This is a genomic window from Mesorhizobium sp. M0051 (assembly GCF_040323235.1).
Taxonomy (GTDB): domain Bacteria; phylum Pseudomonadota; class Alphaproteobacteria; order Rhizobiales; family Rhizobiaceae; genus Mesorhizobium.
In genome coordinates, this window is record NZ_JAMYUT010000031.1 from 69,482 (window position 1) to 90,057 (window position 20,576).

General features: G+C 59.7%; 17 protein-coding genes. 5 read left to right on the forward strand and 12 right to left on the reverse strand.

Translation table 11 applies throughout. The features are described from left to right. Window positions 1–67: 67 nt before the first annotated feature. From NKJ90_RS26665 to NKJ90_RS26675, 3 genes are all read right to left on the reverse strand, one after another. Window positions 68–1,408: an adenylate/guanylate cyclase domain-containing protein gene (locus tag NKJ90_RS26665; RefSeq protein WP_031261062.1), complete on the reverse strand. Its 1,341-nt coding sequence runs from the start codon at window positions 1,406–1,408 to the stop codon at window positions 68–70. A gap of 261 nt (window positions 1,409–1,669) precedes the next feature. Further along, complete coding sequence (locus NKJ90_RS26670) at window positions 1,670–3,013, reverse strand: nucleotide sugar dehydrogenase (RefSeq protein ID WP_023762172.1); 1,344 nt, start codon at window positions 3,011–3,013, stop codon at window positions 1,670–1,672. 115 nt (window positions 3,014–3,128) lie between these two features. Next, window positions 3,129–4,289, reverse strand: a complete 1,161-nt coding sequence (locus NKJ90_RS26675) for a DUF3095 domain-containing protein (protein ID WP_031261064.1) — start codon at window positions 4,287–4,289, stop codon at window positions 3,129–3,131. A gap of 92 nt (window positions 4,290–4,381) precedes the next feature. Here NKJ90_RS26675 and NKJ90_RS26680 point away from each other — a divergent pair, with 92 nt between their 5' ends. After that, a complete protein-coding gene (locus tag NKJ90_RS26680; RefSeq protein WP_023762174.1) occupies window positions 4,382–5,470 on the forward strand; it encodes a glycosyltransferase family 4 protein in 1,089 nt (362 codons plus the stop codon). Then, complete coding sequence (locus NKJ90_RS26685; protein WP_023762175.1) at window positions 5,467–6,228, forward strand: polysaccharide deacetylase family protein; 762 nt, start codon at window positions 5,467–5,469, stop codon at window positions 6,226–6,228. Before NKJ90_RS26680 ends, NKJ90_RS26685 begins: the two co-directional genes overlap by 4 nt. Before the next feature lies 1 nt (window position 6,229). Here the strand turns inward: NKJ90_RS26685 and NKJ90_RS26690 are convergent, their stop codons facing one another. From NKJ90_RS26690 to NKJ90_RS26705, 4 genes are all read right to left on the reverse strand, one after another. Next, window positions 6,230–7,084, reverse strand: coding sequence for an MBL fold metallo-hydrolase (locus NKJ90_RS26690; RefSeq protein ID WP_023762176.1), 855 nt, complete (start codon window positions 7,082–7,084; stop codon window positions 6,230–6,232). Between the two features lie 186 nt (window positions 7,085–7,270). Then, window positions 7,271–7,720: a cyclic nucleotide-binding domain-containing protein gene (locus NKJ90_RS26695; protein ID WP_023762177.1), complete on the reverse strand. Its 450-nt coding sequence runs from the start codon at window positions 7,718–7,720 to the stop codon at window positions 7,271–7,273. Between the two features lie 83 nt (window positions 7,721–7,803). Beyond that, window positions 7,804–10,518 (reverse strand): ABC transporter transmembrane domain-containing protein, encoded by a 2,715-nt coding sequence (locus tag NKJ90_RS26700; protein WP_023762178.1) that lies wholly within the window; start codon window positions 10,516–10,518, stop codon window positions 7,804–7,806. 17 nt (window positions 10,519–10,535) lie between these two features. Further along, the gene (locus NKJ90_RS26705; protein WP_156938620.1) at window positions 10,536–10,799 is read right to left on the reverse strand and encodes a hypothetical protein; all 264 of its coding nucleotides are present in this window, start codon (window positions 10,797–10,799) and stop codon (window positions 10,536–10,538) included. An 80-nt stretch (window positions 10,800–10,879) separates the two neighbouring features. Between NKJ90_RS26705 and NKJ90_RS26710 the strand changes: the two genes are divergently transcribed. Then, window positions 10,880–11,554, forward strand: a complete 675-nt coding sequence (locus NKJ90_RS26710) for a hypothetical protein (RefSeq protein WP_031261069.1) — start codon at window positions 10,880–10,882, stop codon at window positions 11,552–11,554. Window positions 11,555–11,629: 75 nt separating this feature from the next. On the opposite strand, the gene NKJ90_RS26715 is transcribed toward NKJ90_RS26710, so the two are convergent. The 5 genes from NKJ90_RS26715 to NKJ90_RS26735 all read right to left on the reverse strand — a co-directional run bounded on the left by NKJ90_RS26715 (window position 11,630) and on the right by NKJ90_RS26735 (window position 18,744). Beyond that, the gene (locus tag NKJ90_RS26715) at window positions 11,630–13,612 is read right to left on the reverse strand and encodes a mechanosensitive ion channel domain-containing protein (RefSeq protein WP_352487158.1); all 1,983 of its coding nucleotides are present in this window, start codon (window positions 13,610–13,612) and stop codon (window positions 11,630–11,632) included. Between the two features lie 144 nt (window positions 13,613–13,756). Next, window positions 13,757–14,989: an alpha/beta hydrolase gene (locus NKJ90_RS26720; RefSeq protein ID WP_031261073.1), complete on the reverse strand. Its 1,233-nt coding sequence runs from the start codon at window positions 14,987–14,989 to the stop codon at window positions 13,757–13,759. 67 nt (window positions 14,990–15,056) lie between these two features. Next, window positions 15,057–15,965 carry a formylglycine-generating enzyme family protein gene (locus tag NKJ90_RS26725; protein ID WP_050589591.1) on the reverse strand — a complete coding sequence of 303 codons (909 nt, stop codon included), beginning with the start codon at window positions 15,963–15,965 and terminating at the stop codon, window positions 15,057–15,059. 128 nt (window positions 15,966–16,093) lie between these two features. Further along, on the reverse strand, window positions 16,094–17,599 hold the full coding sequence (locus NKJ90_RS26730) for an arylsulfatase B (protein ID WP_023762183.1): 1,506 nt from the start codon (window positions 17,597–17,599) through the stop codon (window positions 16,094–16,096). Between the two features lie 71 nt (window positions 17,600–17,670). Further along, a complete protein-coding gene (locus NKJ90_RS26735; protein ID WP_245266828.1) occupies window positions 17,671–18,744 on the reverse strand; it encodes a SphA family protein in 1,074 nt (357 codons plus the stop codon). Between the two features lie 133 nt (window positions 18,745–18,877). Here NKJ90_RS26735 and NKJ90_RS26740 point away from each other — a divergent pair, with 133 nt between their 5' ends. Beyond that, window positions 18,878–19,774 carry an AraC family transcriptional regulator gene (locus tag NKJ90_RS26740; protein WP_352487159.1) on the forward strand — a complete coding sequence of 299 codons (897 nt, stop codon included), beginning with the start codon at window positions 18,878–18,880 and terminating at the stop codon, window positions 19,772–19,774. Window positions 19,775–19,968: 194 nt separating this feature from the next. Continuing rightward, window positions 19,969–20,241, forward strand: a complete 273-nt coding sequence (locus NKJ90_RS26745; protein WP_245266830.1) for a hypothetical protein — start codon at window positions 19,969–19,971, stop codon at window positions 20,239–20,241. Window positions 20,242–20,576 lie beyond the last annotated feature (335 nt).

Here is a 20,576-nt window from a genome sequence, read left to right on the forward strand (position 1 = left end):
CGGTCGCCAGTGGCGAATCCGGCGACCGGACCGGTTACCAAAGGTGTTCGGATCAGATTGGGGCGAGCTACTGGAGCTTCCTCGGGTCGCCCGCCGACAGCCGAGCGGCATCGCGATGAAGCAGCATGACCTGCTCGGCCTCCGATCTCCGGTCGTAAGTCGGCTCCAGCGCACGGTCTTCATCGAGTGCGAGAGCGCCCGACAGATCGGGTGAAAGCACCGTCAGCTTCTGCTTGACCCCCGCCAGTTCCTCGTTGCCGAGCGTTAGCCAGCTGTTAGCGCCGCAATAGCCGGCGAAGTCCTTGCTGGCGAGAACGCAGTGCGGATATTTCTTGGTCAGGGTCTGGAGGCGCTGGACCTCGTTTACTGCCGAGCCGAAGACAGAGAATGTGAGCCGGTCGGTAAGCCCGACATTGCCGAACATCACGTTGCCGACATGCAGGCCGATGCCAAATTTTATGTCGGCCAACCCCTGTTCCTTCCTTCGCAGATTGAGATCGATCATGCGCGCAGTGGCTTTGTGCGCTGCCGCCAGAGCAGACTGGCAGGCGATCTCGGACTGCGAGCGATGCCTTTCGCAAGGGTAGACGGCAATGAAGCCATCCCCTATGAAACTCATGATCTGCCCGCCTTTGCGATTGAAAGGTGCAGCAATGGCATCGAAAAACTGGTTCAGAGTATCGATGTAGATTTCGCGGCCGGAAGTTTCGGCAAGCCTTGTCGACCCGCGCATATCGGCCATGACCAGCGCGGCTCGGATTGTGTCGCCCTCGCCGCGCTTGATCTGGCCGTCCAGCACGCGTCTGCCGGCGTCGCCGCCTAGATAAGTGGTCATCATGTTGTCGGCCAGCTTGGTGAGCACCGCCATTTTGGTTGCGATGGCGAGATGGTTTTGGATACGCAGCAGCGCCGAAATCATGCTGTCGGTGAAACCTGAAGCACTGTCGGTAGACCAGGACCCGATCATGCCCTGACTGGTATTGCCGTTAAAAGGATGGACGAAAGCAATGTAATCGGTCACGCCCATAAGCCTGAGTTCATCGAAAACAGGAAATTCCGACGGGACCGACGGGTCGAGCCGACGCCGCAGATGGTCGAGCTTGTTGCTGAGCAGATGGTAGTATGGGCTGGTCAGGAATCTGTCAGAATGGACACCGTCCTTTTTGCGGAAGCCTTCCACTTCCATGCCTTGGCCGCGAACCCAGGTGAAGCCAAGCGCGTCATAGAGCGGATGAAGCATCGAAAAGCTCAAATGCACCCGCTTCAGCGGCAGGCCGGCAGCAGCCAGCCGTTCGCAAAACCCCTTTACCAATGTTTCCAGCTCGTTGCCCGCCAGCGCCGACTGAGTCAGCCAATCGGCAACCTTATCCATGAGAATTGTGGAAATTTCTGCTTGCGCCGTACTCATACCACCTCGAAACCCGTCGAAGACGGAGCCATTATCCTTCGATCCGCCATAACACAGTCCGCCAGCGACCCAAAGATACCCCAAAGTCAACGAGGCCGGCTTCGGCGGCAGAACGGCGAAAGAATTTCCCGAATGACCGTCCTTGCAACCAAGGAACAGGCTTAACTGCATTCATGTCTTGTGGCGTTATGTGGCGAAGCTGCGGGCGGAGTGCAATCACGATCCTGACATCGCCCAGAAAATTCGCCGGCTGGGGCGCAGTCAGGCCTTCACCACCGTCTCTCGGACGAGCCCGAGACGGCCAAAAACATTGCGTGTGTCGACGATCAGAAGGGCGTGATCAGCGATTGTCTGATAGTCGATCGCGTCATGGTCGGTTGCAACGACGACAGCATCGAAATCCTTCAAGGCCGCCTCGGTCAATTCGACCGAGCGGCGCCCCTTGATCGCCATATGCTCCCTTGTGGTCGGGATCTCGGGAACATGCGGATCGTGGAATTCCGCCTTGCCGCCCCATTCCTCGATGAGTTCAATGAGCCGCAATGAGGGGCTTTCGCGTATGTCGGGCACATTCTTCTTATAGGCGAGCCCGATGATGAGAATGCGCGAGCGGCTGAGCGCCTTGCCGCAGCGCCGGTCCAGCGCTTTCGCCAGTTCATCGACCACATGACGCGGCATGGCAGTGTTGATCTCTGCCGCCAGCTCGATGAAGCGGGTCGGCAGTTCGTATTCGCGCGCCTTCCACGTCAGGTAGAAGGGATCGATCGGAACGCAGTGCCCGCCCAATCCGGGGCCAGGATAGAAAGGCATGTAGCCGAAGGGCTTGCTCTTGGCCGCCTCGATCACCTCCCAGATGTCGATGCCCATCGCGCCGAGCACGACCTTCAATTCGTTGACGAGGGCTATGTTGACCGAACGGAAGATGTTTTCCGTCAGCTTGACTGCCTCGGCGGTCGCCGTGGTGGAAACCGGAACGACGGTTTTGACCACGCCTTGGTAGAAAGCCTGCACGAGCGTCGCCGCTTCAACGCCGTCACCTGCCACGACCTTCGGGATCGTCGCGACTTCAAAGCTGCGGTTGCCGGGATCCTCGCGTTCGGGCGAGAAGCCGAGGAAGAAGTCTATCCTCGACTGCAAGCCGGTTTCTTCCAGCATGGGCTTGATCACGTCGTCGGTGGTGCCGGGATAGGTAGTAGATTCCAGCACGATGAGGTGGCCGAGACGCAGATACTTTGCGATGGTGCCAGTGGTGTTCCTGACAAAGGAGAGGTCCGGCTCACGGTTTTTCGTCAGCGGTGTCGGAACGCAGATGATGATGATATCGCAGACGGACAGTTCGGCAAAATCCGCGGTGGCGCGGAACCGTCCACTCGCCACGTGGCCTGCAAGGGCTGTCGACGTCACCGCCTCGATGTAGGATTGGCCGCTGTTCAGGCTCTCGACTTTCTGGGCTTCGATGTCGAAGCCGAAAACCGGGAAGCCGGCGCGTGCGACCGCAATTGCCAGCGGCAACCCGACATAGCCCAATCCGATCACGCCGACTTGCGCGGCGTGCGTCGAGATACGGTTCAGCAGACGGTCATATGCCGATCGTGAAGCGTCCAAAAATCTGCTTCCCCGTTAATTCGGATAGGCTGGCCGTTCCCATGGCGCGGCTTACCATGGTCCCAGGAACCATGGCCGAGGCATATTGCGGAAAAAGGATTCCCGCAAGCCGTCATCAGACCGGCAACTTTGCCTTCAAGCTTGCGGCAGCCATCGCATAGCCGCCGGCGGCACCATCTATGAAATGAACGTGATCGCGCTGCAGAGGCGAGGCGACGAGGCATGTCATCAAGGCCGATTTCTGGCGGTGTAGGCCATAGTTGCAGATGCCCGCCTCTTCCGCCTGTTTCAGCCGGTTCTCGATCCGTTGCAACACATCAGCGTCAACGTCGATGGTCATCTTCAAGCCGTCATCGAATTTCCGGAAATCCGAATTGCTGGCCACGTCGCGTTTGTAGATTTTCGGATCGAAACTGCCGATCGTCCAGCCATATCTATCGGTGACGGCCGTAAGCGTCATCAGGAACACTATCCACACCTTCGACAACCACCGCCGTCCCGCCGGCGCCGTGGCTCGCGCCTCGATATCCAGGCCGGCGGGCAGCAAACTGTAGTCCGGTCCGTTCACCGGCACCGGGTGGCCATCGCGTTCCTGCCTGCGGGCAAGGGCGATGATGTCGGATGCCAGATACTGAAAACCGCGCAAGTCGCGCGACGCCCCCGGTATGGCTATGATCGAGACGATTTCGCCATGCCGGGTCTCGATCGGGTTCCAGCGGCAGGAGAGGCCGGTCAGATCCGGTCGCGCGCCGGCTGGCGCAGGATCGACACGGTAGCGCCCCGCTTTCATCTCGGCTTCCGCCCAACTGCCGCCACCGCCGGCGAACATGGCATAGAAGACCGCATCGGAGGCTTGGAACCTTGCCACCCGAACGTCGAGGCCTTGGGCTCGAATATCCTTTATCGGCACGATTGCGGCTCGCAAGGTCAGGTCCAGTTCGTCCGCCACCCATCTTTGGACAGCCGCCAGCGCGTTGCGGGTGATCTCCAGCGCCGAGCCGGGAAACGCGACGAGCGCGCCGTCGCCGCCGAAGACAAAGGGCAGATCTTGCCGACCCAGCGCATTGAGCAGCGCCGAAATGACGCTGGCGCCGGCCATATTGACTGTTTTGTAGCGTCCAGCCTCGATCGCCTTGGTCGAGCCGACAATGTCGGCGGTGGCCAGCGCCCAGCCATCGGGGAGAGGCCGATAGTTGTCGATATCGGCAACGCTTTCGAACTTTGCGAAGACCGGCAGAGAAGCGACAAACGGGTCGGACGCGGCAGCTGTTTCCATGAGCATCAGATAGCACATTCCACTGCTTGAAGGTGAAGTCGATCATGCTTCGAAATTGACTTGCGCATGCTTTCCGATGATAGGGTCGCGCGATGCGAATTGCCTTCTACGCGCCGCTGAAGTCGCCCAATCATCCCGTCGCCTCCGGCGACCGCCAGATGGCACGGATGCTGGTCAAGGCGCTGGAGCATGGAGGCCACAGCGTCGAACTGGCATCCGAATTGCGCTTCTATCTACGCGAACCGGAGCCGAAAAGTTTCGATGCGCTCAAGATAGAGGCCCGAGGGGAAGCCGCGCGGCTGACCAGGCTTTGGGATCGTGACGGCAAGCCCGATCTATGGTTCTGCTATCATCCCTATTATAAAGCGCCCGACCTGATCGGGCCCGAGCTGGCGTCGACCTTTGCTATCCCATATGTGACAGCGGAAGCTTCCTATTCGAGGCGGCGCAATGCCGGTTTGTGGGCCGATACGCAAGCGTTGGTGGTGCGAGCCGTCGAGCAGGCGGCGCTGAACATCTGCTTCACGCAAAGGGATCGTCAGGGACTGGCAGATGCGATACCCGACGTCGCTCTTGATATGCTGTCGCCCTTCATCGACACATCGGTATTCCGGGAAATGCCGGGACGAGGTTGTCCGACGCGCCTCGTCACCGTTGCCATGATGCGCCCGGGCGACAAAGTCGAAAGCTATCGCATGCTGGCGCAAGCGCTCGGCGTGATCGGCCACCTGCCCTGGACCATGTCGGTCGTCGGCGACGGGCCCGCCCGTGACGAGGTCAAGGCGCAATTCGCCGGCTTGCCCGCCGACCGTATCGAATGGCTTGGCGCGATTGAGCCAGCCGCCGTGCCGGATGTCCTCTATGGTGGAGGAATTTACGTCTGGCCGGGTTTCGGCGAGGCCTATGGCGTTGCCTATCTTGAAGCACAGGCCGCCGGGCTTCCGGTGGTGGCTCAGGACATCGCCGGCGTGCCGGAAGTCGTGCGAGATGGCCAGACCGGGTTTCTCACCCCGCCGAGCGATGTGGCGGCGTTCGCTTCTGCCATTGAAAGGCTTCTGGCCCGTAACGACGAAAGAACCATCATGGCCGCAGAAGCCAGACGTTTCATCCTCGAAGAACGTTCCCTCGGCGTTGCAGCGGCGCGTCTGGCCGAACTTCTTCCGAAGGTCTCCGTTTCATGACATCCGATCGGATCTGGCAGCCCTTGGTGGAAGAACTGGCGGGCCGGCAGCGGGCGGGTCGTAAGGCAGAGTTCTGGCTGCGCGACGATGATGCCGTGGATCCGACACCTTCGCTTGATCGGCTGCTCGACCTCACCGGCGAGTTCGCGGTTCCGGTCACTCTGGCCGTCATTCCGGCCCTCACCGACGAGAAGCTTGTCGCCCGGCTTGACGAGGCGCCGCAAACCACGGTCGCCATCCATGGCTGGCTGCATCGAAATCATGCGCCCGAGGGTCAGAAAAAGCAGGAACTCGGCGCCCATCGGCCACGCGAGGCGGTGCTCGATGAACTGGCTGGCGGGCTGTCGCACGTAACCGGCCTGCACGGCGCGCGCACCATTCCGATGCTGGTGCCCCCCTGGAACAGGATCGACGCCGGCCTGGTATCCGACCTAGGATCGATAGGATTTGCGGCATTGTCGGTCTATGGGCCGCCGAAACCGGCCTCACTGGCGGTCATCAACAGCAATGTCGACATCATGGATTGGCATGGCACGCGCGGCTGCCGCGATCATGGCTTATTGGTCCAGGCTATCATCGCGCACTTGCAGCATGCATTCGACGACGAACCGGTCGGCCTGCTCACCCACCATCTCGTACATGATGAATCGGCCTGGCTTTTCCTCGAACGGCTGTTCACAGTCACTGCACAGACTGACCCCTGCGCATGGCTTCCAATCAGGACATTGATCGGGCGCAGCGCCGGCAAAGGAAAATAGCTCAGCGCTTTTTGTGCAATGAGACTGGAAATTCGAGCGTCTGGCCATCCCGCGCGGCAAAAGCGCCGGCAAACCTGTCTTTGGCCAGTTTCTCGATCTCATCCAGTTCCTCGTCGGTGCGTGTCGCATCGTGGTGAAACAGCGCAAGCCCTCGCGCACCGGCCGCCTCACAGAGTTTGACGCCCTGTTGCCATGTCGAGTGCCCGTTACCGCGGCGTCGTTCCATTTCCTCCTCGGTGTAGGTGCAGTCGTAGATGACGAGGTCGGCATCTTCGATGAGGCCGAGCACCGTGCGATCGAGTTTGTCCGGCTCGTGCTCAGTGTCTGTGATCACTGCCACGACGCGGCCGCCCCATTCGACCCGATAGCCGATACAGCCGCCTGGGTGAACAAGACTGCCGGTTCGGACCACCACCCCTTCGCGCGGCCGAAGCACGTCTCCGGGCATGAAATCGCGGCAGTCGAGGCTTGCCTTGCAGACATCCAGTTTCACCGGAAACCACGGCGGCCGCATGAACTCATCGACCATCTGCCGGGTCGTCATGCGTCCTGCAAGATGCCCGGACCAAATCGTAACCTTGACGCCCCGGTCGTAGATCGGCGCGAAGAAGGGCAGCCCGATGATGTGATCGTAGTGGCAATGGGTGAAAAGCAGGTCGAAATCGGCCACTCCCGACTTCCGAAGCGCCCCGCCGGCAGGCCGCAGGCCAGAGCCCGCGTCGAACAGAAGCGTATGCTTACCACATCGCAACTCAATGCAGCTTGTGTTGCCGCCATAGCGAGAGAATTCTGGCCCCGATACCGGAATGCTGCCGCGCACACCCCAAAACCTGACCAGGAAAACGTCGTCGTCCATGGTAGTCCCTTCGCGGTTCCCGTCGCTCATCGTAGCCAAACAACTGCTGCTAGAGCAATTCCAGGAACAGTGTGAACCAGTTTTCCGTCCGAATTTGCGTCCAAACAAGAGGCGAGACTGGTTTCCTCCAGTGACCTCAAGAGGCCAGTGCTATCACGACGGGGAGGATCGACCGCACGTCATTCGCTATTTGGCGCTTCGTGCGTCGATCAGATCCGCAGTGGTGTGGCTCAGGCGATCGGCAAGAACCCGCAATATCTCAATGGTCATTTCCGGCGACTCCTTCATAAGCCTCAGGAAATGTTCCTTGCTGATTCTTAAGGCTTCCAGCTGACTTGCCGCTCTGACGGTGGCAGTGCGGGAGCTGTTGCACAGTATGGCGATCTCGCCAACAATCGAATTTGGCACCATTTCGGCAACTTTTATCGGTCCGCTGTCGGAATCGACCAGAATATCTGCCCTGCCCGAAAGGATGACATAGGCGGCATCTCCCTCGTCGCCCTGCCGGAAAAGGACCTGGCCGGCGCTGTAGCTCACGCGATCGGATGTGAACGCAAGCAATTTGAGCTTTGTCAACTCGATGCCAGAAAACAAGGGAACGCGTTGCAGCATTCCAACTTCATCCTTGAGCAGCATTGTCGCAAACCTCAAAATTCGCGCTTGCCAGACTAGAGCAACGGGCGCCCAGATGGAATTAATTCCGTCTTCGGGACATCGCTCTACGACACCAGTTCCTTGAAGATACCGTTCTCTGCCAAAAGTGTCTCGTGTGTTCCGTCTTCCACCAATTGACCCGAGTCGAAGACGATAACGCGATCGAACATCATCGCCATTGACGGATTCGTAACGACCCACACAATTGCCGGCGAATGGCCGTCGCGTCTGGCTTCCTCGAGCACGTTTCGCAGCACCCTATCCTGCATGCGTTGGTCGAGCGCCGATAGTGGCCGGTTGAGAATGAGAAAATCGGGACGCTTGAGCAAGGCTCGGGCAACATCGAGCTTCTGTCGCTGTCCACCGGTCAGCCGCCTGCCGCCGGAGCCGACGTTGAAGTCCAGGCCAACATCCAGAAGTTCGGCATAAAGCCCCAGCTCGTCAAGAATGTCATAGAGGATGGAGCGTATGCGGTCCGGCGCGTCGGGATGATTGTTGCCCACACGCCCGAACAGGACATTATCCATGACGGTGGCCGCGGCAATGTATCTGGCAGGGTCATACCGTTCGACCGCAGTTTGCAGTTCGGGCGGCAGGTTTTCATAGAACCGGTTGCGGGCAGCGACGATCTTGCTCATCAGCTCATCGCTCAGCAGGCCGAAGCGGTGCCGAGGCTCGATGTAGGCAAAACTCAAGGTGACGATCATGGCACGGTCGTTCTCCGAAACCGCCTCGTAGGGACGATTCTTGAGCCGTTGCAGCAAGGTTTCGTACGCGGGTATCTCGTCGGCGCTCATGAAGGCGAGCTGCTGGAAGAACTGGTGATCGGGTGGCAGGTCGGCAAATAGCTCAATCGCCTGTTGGGCGATTTCCATGCCCATTTCGTAGAGCGTTCGGTCGAGGCCGGCTTGTCTCAGCACAGAAGCAAAATAGGGATTGGCGGCAAGAGCCCTGTCGGCCAGTTCGGGGCCGGCGGCAGCGCCGAAGAGCAGGTTTTGGCCGATCGTTGCTTCCTTGTTGTAGGCGCCCGGTTCGAAAGGAACCACCAGTCCGCTCAGCCCTTCCTGGTCCAGCCGGGTTCGCAGCGCCGCACGCAGTTCGACGATCCGCCTGGCAAGCTCAGTGTGACGCGCGAGGTCGGCCGAAGAGCGCAAACCAAGATCCAGAATATCGCGCGACAGAACAACCGCGTCGAGCACCCGGCGCACGGCTTCAAAGAGGTCGTGCGGGCCGGTAGCGCCAGCGGAAGCATAGTTGATCCAGTCGCTGTGGATATCAAAATCCGGATTGCCCGACCGGCGCGCCTCGTGGATGTTCCAGCGATGCTGGTCCGCCGCGACACCGTCATAAGACGCCGATGTCAGCGGCGCATGCTTCAACCCGTAGAGCAGGTTATCGCGAAGGCTTGCCTGGAACAGGAAAACATCCGACGAGGCATAGGACATGCGCCGGCCGGTCACTGCTTCGGGGAGTTCAAGCAGGTCGTCTGCGCCCGAAGCGACTCTTCCGCTGTCCGGCCAGTTCAGCCGCGCGAAAGCTTCTGCAAGCGCCTCCGCTCCACCTGTTGCGGTACTGACCAGCGCCACCGTCTCACCCGGCTTGACCTGGAGGGAGACACGGTTGAGGAGCATCGCACCGCCATCGTCTGCTATGGACAGACCGATCGCCGACAGGGGGTTGGTCATCGGTTCGGGATCGTCGATCGTCAATGCCCCGATTTTCGGCGCGATGAGACTCTCGACGGTGAACTGTTCAACCACCTGTTGATATTTGACCTGGACATCCTGCCGATCCTGATCCCAGTCGATCAGTTCCTTCATCGGTCCGGGCAGGTCCTTGTAGGCGCCGATCACGGCCACGAGCTGGCCGACGTCCAGTCGCCCCTGGATGACCAGATACCCGCCGATCATGTAGAACAGAAAGGGCGTGAGCTGCGCGAGAAAATTGTTGAGGAACTTCACCATGAATTTCCATTGGTAAAGATCGAAGCGGATCTTGAAGATGAGCCCGAGCCGGGCAGCTATGTCGGCGCGCTCGTAGTTTGATGTGTCGTGGACGTGAACCGCGCCGATGCCGTCGACGATTTCGCCAACCCGGCCCGAAAGCGCGCGCGCCGTCAACTGCCGTTGGCGCCCGAGCACGATCAGCCGCCGCCGCATTCGCGGGATGAGCACGATCTGGATCACCACGATCACGACCGCTATCATTCCGAGCCAGACGTTCTGGATCATGATGAACAGCATGGACGTCAGCGCCTGGCCGCCGAGCAGTACCGGCTGCAGGAAGGCATCGCCGATGAAGCCGCCCAGCGGCTCCACCTCGTCCTTCACCATGGTCGCCACTTCGGCGGATTTCACCCGCTTGAAGTAGACCGGCGGAAACCGCAGCACACGATCGACCAGATCGAAGCGGATACGCCGCAGCATACGTTCGCCGAGGCGGCCCTTGTAGGTGTTGATGTACAGTTTGAACAGGCCGTTGATGACGACCAGCAAGAGGAACACAAGGCTCAGGGCAAACAGCGTCTCCTTGCGGTCGAGCTGAAAACCGGAGAAGAACTGGACCTCTCCAATGAACGGCACGTTATAGTGTAGCCTCATGAATGGCTGGGTCGCGCCCGGTTGCTCGAAACCCTTGCCTTGGATCGGGCCGTTGACGATCAGCTTCGGCAGGTCGAAGGACATGAAATACGGGATCATCGAAAGCAGGACGATCATCAATATCCAGAGCTGCTGCTTCTTGGTGTGCGTCCAGATATAGCGGGCTAGGCTGGGTTCCATATGAGACTGTGGATCCTTCATTTGGAAGGATGCGGGATGGAGACGCACCTGCTGGCGAATGGGATATCGGCAATTTCTTCGTTGCCAACGACAATCTCAGGGCTGCAGTGCAGGGAGATTGTCCTGCGCTCAGACGGTTCGCGGCTTCCGTAGGGTTTTGGCGAATAGGCGAGCACGAGGCTGCAGCTGCGCGGCTGGTACTGGCGGATTAACCCCGATGGTCCGGACAGACGCAGCCGGCTCTCTCCGGCATCGGGCAATGGCGAAGCGGCTTGCAGCATGATCACGTCCGCGGAACGAACAGCCTTGCGGGAGGCAAGATTGCGTTGTGTCGCCCGAAATCCCAACATACAAGACGAATATGATGGATGTCACGCAACCGCGCAATGCCGGCATGGACTGGCACGAACAAGCCCTGGACCTGACGCGGGGAATTGCCGCCTATGTCAACGACCCTCTCGTTGCCGGACTGGCGCGCGTCATCAGCAAGCATCCGAAGGCCGATATCGCCAACGCCTTCAACCACAAGCAGGTCGCCTGCAAGATGTGGGCGCTCGATAGGCTGTTCGAAAGCTGCGGCGGCCAGTTCGGGCGCATATGGGTTCTGGGTGGATGGTACGGCGTATTGCCCGCAATGCTTTTCAACGACGCTCGCTTCGACATCGTGGCGATCGACAGCATCGACATCGATCCCGAAGTCGCGCCGGTCGCCGGGACTCTCAACCGGGACGCCGGCGACCGGTTCCGGGCGCTGACGGCAGATATGTACGCGCTCGACTATGCGGCCGGGCGGCCGGACCTGACGGTCAATACGAGCTGCGAACACATAGCCGATCTGCGCGCCTGGCTTGCTCTGCTTCCGCGGGGCACGAATGTACTGCTGCAATCGAACGACTATTTCAGCGAGCCGACACACATCAACTGCGTGGCTTCGCTGGCAGCCTTCGAAGCAATGGCGGCGCTACGGGAGGTGCGGTTCTCCGGCGAATTGCCGACAAAAAATTATACGCGCTTCATGCTGATTGGATCTGTTTAATGCAAGACGCGGATTGAAGGCAATCCGATCCGATGCATGTCAGCACGCCGCATATCGAGCGCCCCAGTCTTACCTCTATGCTCCGGGATTAGATGTCAGTGGCTTTGAGACGGCCTTAATGCCGTTATCCTGAAATGCCTGGTGCACGGCGAGCAAAACGGCGCGGCGGATCATGAAGTTCTTGCCGGCTTTCGCCTTGAATTTGGCCCGGATGACCAGCGTACCGTCCTCAACCTCGCCAATTCCCTGACTCTTGAACGGCTCGAGCAGATCTCCAGCAAGTTCCGGGTTGGCCGAAATATCCTGGCCGATCTTCTTGAAAATCTTTCGGACTTTTTCGACGTCGGTGTCGAATGCAACGCGAAAGGTCAGTTTCTCGATCATCCAGTCGCGGCTGAAATTCTGGATCTTGCCAATCGCGCCATAGGGAATTGTCGCCAAGGCACCGCGCTGATGGCGCAGGGAAACCGATCGGACCGAGATTTTCTCTACCGTCCCCTTGGCGCCTGACGTTTCGATATATTCGCCGAAGCGGAATGCATCGTCGATCAGGAAAAACAGCCCAGAGACCAGGTCTTTCACCAGCGTCTGCGAGCCGAAGCCGATGGCCAGCCCGAACACGCTCAAGCCGGCGATCAGCGGCCAGACATTGATCCCGATCGACACCAGGATCGAGAGCAGCGCCAAGGCGAGAATGCTCGATTTGCCGACCGCGCTGAGCAGCGGCACCAGCGTGCCCAGCCGTGAATGCGGCACACCCAGTACCTCCTCGTCACCACCTACGGCGGGCAATTCCGCGCGCAAGGCGCGAGCCGTCCCGGTGCCGACCACGTTCCACAGAAACGCCGCCATCAACATGATCAGCGCCACACCGGCTGCGCCCTTGGCGACCTCTCGCAGATCTATGCCGAACCCGGCAGCCAGCGGTGTCGCCCAAAGCGTTCCCAGCATGGCAATCGAGATAGCCACGACGGTGAAGCGGGCGGTCTGTCGCCCTGCCGCTGCCAAGATCGAGATATCAGGAGACTCCAACCCGCGCTGCGCCCAGTTCCCGATCATTGCGTCGAGGTGCGGCGCGGCGAGAAACATCAACGCGGTCAGCAGAACGGCCGGCCCACGAAGCGATGCTCCCAGCGTCAGCGCGGCCTGTGCGCTGAGAAAGGTGATTATCAGGAACGCGATCACGATTGCCGGCCACATTTTGGCGAGACGGGTGCGCCAGCGGCTTCTGGGGCGCGGACCGGCGACGGCGGCTGCCATTGTGCGTCTGTGCCGCCATACCGCCCATGCAAACAGAAGGTAAATCGGAATTCCCAAGCCTGTTCGCAGCAGATCCTCCAGGGCCGGCCCGACGCTCCAGAGCCGCAACGTCGCGAGCAGCGCAACGACGATGATTGCCAAACCAATGCCAAGCGAGAGGTCGCGCACGAGCGCCGACAGATGGACGGAGCGCTTTGCGAACTCGGTTCGCCGCGATGCCATCAAGAGCGACCTGACGGCGGCGAGGATGATGGAGCCGAGCACGGTCACCACCGTCCAAAGACGAAGGGTTTGCAAAGGCACGCCAGAACCGGCCAGCAGCCGCGCAGCAATGAAACCGATCACCAATGCCGCCACGGTAGCCGTCGCGCCCGCGAAGAATCTGCGCCATGCGCCACTTTTGGCGGCGCTCGCCTTCTTGAACCGCCGGGCGAGCAGGATGAACACGGCCGCGACAAGCGCAACAATCAAGGCAATCTCGAAAAGGAGCACGAGGAGAGATGTACCCCCGGCCGCGAGCGAGGCCCTCAGGTTTTCGAGCTCGACGGGGACGCCGCTCAAAGCGGCAAACCGCGCGAACAGTCCGGAGACGAAACGCTCGGCGAGCTGTTCGAAGCCCCAAATCAAAGAAGCAACGTCCGTCTCCGCCGTCGTGTCCACAATTTCTCCCCCCTTCAGCGCCTCGGAAGCCAGTTCCGGCGGTCGGTCGTCGGCTGCTGTCTCGCCATCCAGCGCCCGACCGTCGAACAATTCAAGCTTTTCTGTCCGGCCCTTGCCCCGCGCGGGGTCCGATGGCAATCAGGCAGGCTCAACCGATTTGACATTGCCTTCGGTTTCCACGAGGCAGCTTCTCTTCTTGCCGCCTGCATCGAACTCAACCTGCTAGGTTTTGGAATCGAGCTTGCTCGGCGCGGCGAACGTGCGTCGGTTCTCCAGTACGGATCACTCGGTGGTCGCATCGCCCTTCAGTATCGTCTCCAGTTCGTCGGGCGCGGGTTTGTCCGCTTTCCCCTCCACGGCCGTAATGGGAGCACCGACCGTCGTTGCCGCGACGTTGCCGACCGTGTCGATGGTGCCGGCAATCACTATGCCCAACCCGTCGCCAAGGCCCACTCTCGAGTCTGTCAGCGTTTGTCCGGAAGCCAATTGTGTCCCCAGCAGCTTCACGATTTCCGGACTTTCAGCGAATTTGCTATGGTTCAGGCGGTCGTTCGTCTTCACGTTGGTCAGGTCGATAACTGTTATTCCGGCTGCCTGCAGCTTTGATTTGTACGGCTCAGCCGATGGATCAACCTGTCCCACCCGGTCGACATTGCCTGAAATCAGACGCGAAACAGCAAGTGCCCGGTCGTCCCGCGAAACGATGATTGTAAACTTCGGCTTCTTCGGACCCAGTTCGGTCCACTCCCGCCCGAAGACATCCACATCGAGGTCGGGAGATGCAAGAATTACATTTTTGATCTTAGGAGAAACCTGCCCGTCCTGCAGGGCCATTTGCCTCAGCGATTCCATGGCAAGCCATGTTCCCATTGAGTGGGCCATGACGGTAACATCCGTGACACTGCGGTCATCGGCCAAAGCCTTTAGCGTTCGCTCGAATGCGGTGCGAGAGAAATTGGTGCTTTCCTTGTCGTAATTGTAGCCGAGGACGCTCGCGCGCGATGGCCACGTAAAAAGGACAGGCGCGACCTTTGCTCCCGAGTCGTGAATGAATTGCGCGAAGCGAAAAACCGAATCCTCATAGCGGTTGTTGAAACCATGTACGAATACGAGAACATGGCCGTTCGAATTGTGAGAATGCAGCCAATCTCGAGCTTCGGGGATAGAAAGGCCCTTGGCGGCAACAACGGCGAATTCCTTTTGGGGATTCGGCGGCAGCTTTTTCGGCCACTCGACCGTGCCGGATGCACGGTTCGGTGGAATTGAAATGGTCAGGTCGGTCAAGGAAAGTGCCGGGCTGCGCTCGCCTGTAAACAGCGTCGCCGGGTCGCCGGAAGGTTTGCGGCTGGTCGCAACCAGCATTGTCACATCCGATGCCGCCGGCGACACCAGGTTCGCGGAAATCGGCGTGAGAACGCCTTCCGGCCCTCCGCCGCACGCCGTCAGCGTAAGCAGAAACAGAGCTGAAATACTTCCCTTACCCCTCCGCTTAATTGACTGAGACGGCGCCATCATTCCCCTTTTGCGTCCCGTCGGCTCACTCTCGGCGCGATGGTGCTTGTCAATCATCGGGCAAGCTTCTTCACGCCGAACGCGTGATGCAGCGGAAGCCGAGGTGGCAAGTGGACGTGTCTACAGGCTGTGCCATGCGCGCGGCCGGGCGGTAACGCCGACAGTAGCTAGGCGCGCATAGGAAAGACCCACCCTTGGTAACCTTGCGCGGAATCCTCATGTCGGGCGTAGCCGGATCGTAGCTCGCCTCGCGCAAGCCACCGCGCGGATTGGTCATCGTGCAACAGGGACTCTCGATGCGGCTGTGCTCCTGGTACCAGTCAGTCGTCCACTGCCAGACATTGCCGGCCATGTCGTAGAGCCCATAGCCGTTTGCCGCAAATGAGCCGACGGGAGCAGTCCATTCGTAGCCGTCCTCGCAATTGTTGCGAAACGGGAACTCGCCCTGATACGTGTTGGCCATATGTTGACCACCTGGGGTGAGTTCGTCGCCCCATACGAACTCGGCGCCATCCAGTCCGCCGCGAGCGGCAGACTCCCATTCGGCCTCCGTCGGCAGCACCTTTCCGGCCCAGTTCGCATAGGCTTGAGCATCCTCAAAGGCGATGTGGACTACGGGGTGATCGTCGAGACCCTTGATCGAACTCGCGGGTCCGCGTGGATGGCGCCAATTGGCGCCCTTCACATAGGCCCACCACTGGTAATGGTTGCTTCGATCGGTGCCAGGTGGCGGCCGGACGAATATCGCCGATGCGGGGGCAAGCATCTCCGCCGGCGCGCTGGGATAGTCGGCTGCATTAGCAGGACGCTCGGCCAGCGTGGCATACCCCGTCTCGGCGACGAACTTCGTAAAATCCCTATTTGTGACAGCCGTCACATCCATCCAGAAACCATTCACCACGACGCGGTGAGCCGGGGCTTCTTCCGGATAGTGGTGGTCCGAACCCATCAGGAATTCCCCACCGGGGACCCGCACCATATTTTGGAATGGCGGGCTGTGCCCAGGAACGGAACGGACTCGATCCAAATCCCCTGTAAATAGCACAGCCGCGCCCGCCTCATTCATGACTTTGTTCCATTGGAACTCCGGACTTCGATCTGGCGCAGCTAGTCTCCGAGCTCATTGAACAACGACGACGAATCGGCGGCGATCGGCGGCGCGCCGAAGGTTAGCTTGATCGCTTCCATCATCAGCAGTGGCGGCGCCATTTGTTTGGCGAGATCCACGATTTTCCCTTTCAATTCCTTGACCTTATCGGGATTCTTATCGGCCAGATTCGTCTTCTCGGACTTGTCAGCGGCAAGATCGAACAGTTCGATTCGCTCCAACACGCCGGCCGACCATACAAGCTTCATATCGCCTTCACGGATTGCGCCGCCGGTCGGGTCGACATTGTAGACCAGGTCGCTGCGGGGCGAAGGCTTCGCTTCGCTGATCGTTTCCCAGACATCCATGCCATCGAGCGGCTTGTTCTTGGTCATTTTCGCTCCGGCAACCCCGGCGAGAGTCGGATAGATGTCCGAGACATGTATCATGCCGTTCACATCACCCGCCTTTACCTTGCCCGGCCAGTTCACCAGGCCGCAGACGCGGGTGCCGCCCTCATAAAGTGTGCCTTTGCCACTGCGGTACGGCCCATTGTCGGCCGGAAGGCTGTTGCCGACCTTCGATTCACCCGCAAACATCGCATCCCGCACGCCGCCATTGTCGCTCTGAAAGATGACGATGGTATTGTCGCGCATCTTCTTCTTCTCAAGCGCGGCAACAACCCGGCCGATCTCGTCGTCCATGACGGAGACCATGGCGGAATAGAGCCGGCGTTGCTCGTCGGCGACATGAGCATATTTTTTGATGTACTCTTCGGGTGCTTGGAACGGCGCATGCGGCGCGGTGAATGCCAGATACAAGAATAGCGGCGCCTTGCCGTCATGCTTCTCGATAACCTTGGCGGCTTCCTTGCCGAACAAGGTATTATCGAAGCCAGGCTCCTGCAGCGGCTTGTTGTTGCGGTACCAGTCCATCACGCCATGCGAAGCGTGCTTGAAATGATCGATTTCGCCGACCAGGGCGCCGTAGAACGAATCGAATCCGCGCTGGCGCGGCCAGTATTCGGTCTTTGCGTGACCAAGATGCCACTTGCCGACCATCGCGGTCTTGTATCCTGCGTCCTTGAGCATCTGGGGTAGGAGATACTCATCGGTGGCAAGACCGTAGCTGCCACCCGACGGGATAACGCCCATCTGCAGCCCGTAGCGTAACGGATAGCGTCCCGTCATCAGCGCAGCGCGGGTGGGTGTGCACATCGGCTGGGCATAGAATTGTTCCAGCCGCGCGCCTTCGGCCGCGAGCTTGTCGATGTTGGGCGTCTTGATGTCCGAGCCGTGGAAACCCACGTCCTTCCAGCCCTGATCATCGGAAATGATGTAGACGATGTTGGGGGCTGCCGGCTCGGCCGCCGCAGGCTGAACCCCAGCAAGGCCGGCGAGGGCGCCCGAAAGGCCGACCGGAGCGGCAAACCGCGAAACGACAGCCGCCGTGCCGGCCATCAATGCATCGCGCCGCGTGATTTTGGAGCTGATACCGGTTTCCGGCAAGTCCTGATCGTTATTCACTTTTTAGCCCTCCCTTGATCTGTCGGCGCTGGCTTGGCTTGGACCGACCGAACGTGCGCGCCCTCTTCCGGTCAGTGCCCAGCCACCCAAAGCGGCATGGCAATCGTCAGGAAGACCGAGTCGCCTTCCAGACGATTCTTGGCATCGAACTCGTGGTAATATTTGATCCGGGTCGAGACTGGCAGCTTGCCAACCTGAAAGTTATAGCCCGCGGTGGCTCCGATCGCCGCCACTTCGCCTCTAAACCCGCCAAGCACCGGGGGGACTCCGGACCCGCTATCATCGGTCAGCTGGTTGTAATAGTAGCCAACCAAGCCAACGTCGAAGGCTTTGCTGAAGTGCTGGTCGATCGTTCCCTCGAAGTGGAAATCCGTGCCGTTCTTGTAGTGGGTCGCCGTATCCTCGCCGTTGAAGGTGATGCCGGTTGCCGCCGAGAGTTCAAGGCCTGTAGCGGAGTTCAGCCACGTGCCCGATGCGTAGATGTCGGCGGCCCAGTGGTTGAACGAGAGATTGGCGATGTCTCCCTCATGGTAATCCCCCACCGGCACGTTCACGCTCACTCCGGTCTGCCAGTGAAAGTCTCCGTTGTGCCAGCCGACGAAAGTTCCAAGCACCGGATCGCCAAATGTCGTGATGCTGTCGGATGCCGACAACGGGCTCGGAACAATTCTGCCCGTGATATCGGGGCCGCCGATCGGCACGGTCGCCGTGAACGCCAAATTGCCGCCCATGACCTGCCAGGGAGTAACCCAAAGTGCGGTCGAGAGGTTTATAAGGGCTTTCGCATCGACGTCGGCCACCAGCCTTCCGCCGAGATCCAGATTGGCCTTTGCGTTTCCGGAATAGATGTAGAAATCGTTCTGGAAGAAGACGCCTGGCGGCGGGGTGAAGCCCGCCATGGGGCCGCGCGAGCCGAGCAGATAGAAGCTCGCGCCGCCTTCCGCTGCGTGGACGCTCGGAACTATCGCCAAGCTGGCCAGCACCGTGACCGCGCCTAGGAAGGCTTTGGGTCCGCAGCGGGTCATAGTCCCGGCACTGGTGCTCAATATTCTAAGCGCACCCTGCCGAAATTCTCTGTCCATATTCCCCCACCAGCCGTGTCTCGGCAGTATTCCCGCGCAATTGATTTCGCGCAATTTGAACATACGCTATACCTAATAGAATGGTCCTGCTATCCACTTTGCGCAAAGGACGTACATTTTGACATCCTGGCCATCATCGCCTTCACACAGGGATGTGCAGCTTGGCCCAGACCAGCTTGCCAATGCAGCCTCAGGAATGCTGGTGAAGGTCGATAGGCTCTCGGCCGGGGGCCTGCCTTCGCGCATCCGGCAAATCCAGTCCCACGGCAAGTGGGCAATCGATTTGGCCGAATTCAACTGCGCCTTGCGGGCCAGTGGCGAGCTGGATCGCGGCTCCGTGGTGATTTTGGCTGTCGAGCGCGCCTGCGATTCGACAATCTGTGGCATTCCGCTCGAAGACCACATGATCGTGACAATCCCCGCCGGCACGACAGTGACGGCAAGCGTCCAGCCCGGTCTCAGCTATGCGGGCGCCGTTGTTCCGGCGGCGAAATGGGCGGAAATCCAGGCGGGTGCCACGGGAGTGATCGTCGAGCAAGCGGCAGACCACCCCAGCGCCGTTCGGCTGACTCCCAACTATGCACGAACCATTCGGGGTCAGATCGAGTTATTGGCAGACCGCTTCGCGACGGCCGCAAGCGCTGGGGTTCAAATGGAGGACCCTCCCGTCGCATTCGTAGAATATTTGGGGTCACTTGCCGAAGCTCGTGCGGTCGCGGACGATCGCGACCCCGGTATCGACCGTTCTGCCCGTCGGCATCTTCGCCAAGCATCGGCCGCCGAGGACTTCATTCACGCCCACATTCGGGAAGACATGCCGATCATTCGGTTGTGCAGGGAAGTCGGGGTCAGCCGTCGACAATTGGAGTATGCTTTTCGTACCACCTTCGCCGTGAGTCCGCTCGAATTCATCAGGGCGCTCCGTCTCAATGAAGCCAGGCGGCAACTGGCGACTGCGCGTGCGAATGGCCTAACTGTCACAAAGGTGGCGATGGACCTTGGGATCACCCATTTCGGCCGTTTTGCAGCGAGCTATCGCTTGCTCTTCGGCGAGTCCCCCAAAGAAACATTCTTTCGTGCCGGCAGGTCGTGACCGGCGCGAGTTGAGCCGTGTCATCATGGATCAGCTCAATCGGATTTGCGCAATTCGGATAGTAGTTGCACGCGAAAATTAGTATCTTCTAAAGGAGAGATGCTTCTGACTCGTAATCCGCTCAGGGACAGGGAAGTTGAACAATGACAAGAATTAGCTTGAGATTGACCGGTGCTGCCGGGATCGTCGTCGCTATGATGTTTGCAGGCTTGGTCGACACGGTTGCACCTTTCGCCTCCTTCGTTGGCGACGCGCAGGCGAGAGTTGGTCATCCGCTCACGCCTGGCAGCGCCGCGGGGGTCGCAAGGCGTACCACACGCCGAGTGATCCGTCGTTCGACCATCTATGTGTCAAGGCTCCCGGCGGCATGCGTGAAAACCTCGGTCAATGGCACCGTAATATGGCACTGCGGCAGTACGTATTATCAGGCCTATAGCGGACGCTACGTCGTCGTCCACATACAGTGAATTGAGACAGAGAATCGGTTTCCGAAGCTCCGTTGTCCTGCCTTAGGTTCCAGGGCTACGAACTCGGGTTAACGGGTTCCTTCGGAGCCTTCGCCGGCGCGTAGGCTGACGGAGCATAAAACGAAAAACCCGCCTGAGCGGCGGGTCACTGGCGCAAATCAGCACCATGGACGAATATCTACCATAGCTGAGGGCACAGAGTCAAGAAAAAATTCCTATCGCAAAAAGCTACCGGCAGACGGGAACTAGACTAGTTTCCGTCCATAAACGCGCCTATTTTGCAGCTTTTGCAAGCACTTAACCTCGTCCAGTGAAGCCGTTGAACGGCATGGACA

Excerpts from the sequence above, each read along its gene's own strand:
- NKJ90_RS26690 (WP_023762176.1), bottom strand. The coding sequence starts at position 7,084 with ATGGACGACGACGTTTTCCTGGTCAGGTTTTGGGGTGTGCGCGGCAGC.
- NKJ90_RS26720 (WP_031261073.1), bottom strand. The coding sequence starts at position 14,989 with ATGATGGCGCCGTCTCAGTCAATTAAGCGGAGGGGTAAGGGAAGTATT.
- NKJ90_RS26740 (WP_352487159.1), top strand. The coding sequence starts at position 18,878 with ATGCTGGTGAAGGTCGATAGGCTCTCGGCCGGGGGCCTGCCTTCGCGC.
- NKJ90_RS26745 (WP_245266830.1), top strand. The coding sequence starts at position 19,969 with ATGATGTTTGCAGGCTTGGTCGACACGGTTGCACCTTTCGCCTCCTTC.
- NKJ90_RS26710 (WP_031261069.1), top strand. The coding sequence starts at position 10,880 with ATGATGGATGTCACGCAACCGCGCAATGCCGGCATGGACTGGCACGAA.
- NKJ90_RS26675 (WP_031261064.1), bottom strand. The coding sequence starts at position 4,289 with ATGGAAACAGCTGCCGCGTCCGACCCGTTTGTCGCTTCTCTGCCGGTC.
- NKJ90_RS26695 (WP_023762177.1), bottom strand. The coding sequence starts at position 7,720 with ATGCTGCTCAAGGATGAAGTTGGAATGCTGCAACGCGTTCCCTTGTTT.
- NKJ90_RS26705 (WP_156938620.1), bottom strand. The coding sequence starts at position 10,799 with ATGCTGCAAGCCGCTTCGCCATTGCCCGATGCCGGAGAGAGCCGGCTG.
- NKJ90_RS26680 (WP_023762174.1), top strand. The coding sequence starts at position 4,382 with ATGCGAATTGCCTTCTACGCGCCGCTGAAGTCGCCCAATCATCCCGTC.
- NKJ90_RS26725 (WP_050589591.1), bottom strand. The coding sequence starts at position 15,965 with ATGGTGCGGGTCCCCGGTGGGGAATTCCTGATGGGTTCGGACCACCAC.
- NKJ90_RS26665 (WP_031261062.1), bottom strand. The coding sequence starts at position 1,408 with ATGAGTACGGCGCAAGCAGAAATTTCCACAATTCTCATGGATAAGGTT.
- NKJ90_RS26685 (WP_023762175.1), top strand. The coding sequence starts at position 5,467 with ATGACATCCGATCGGATCTGGCAGCCCTTGGTGGAAGAACTGGCGGGC.
- NKJ90_RS26735 (WP_245266828.1), bottom strand. The coding sequence starts at position 18,744 with ATGTTCAAATTGCGCGAAATCAATTGCGCGGGAATACTGCCGAGACAC.
- NKJ90_RS26700 (WP_023762178.1), bottom strand. The coding sequence starts at position 10,518 with ATGGAACCCAGCCTAGCCCGCTATATCTGGACGCACACCAAGAAGCAG.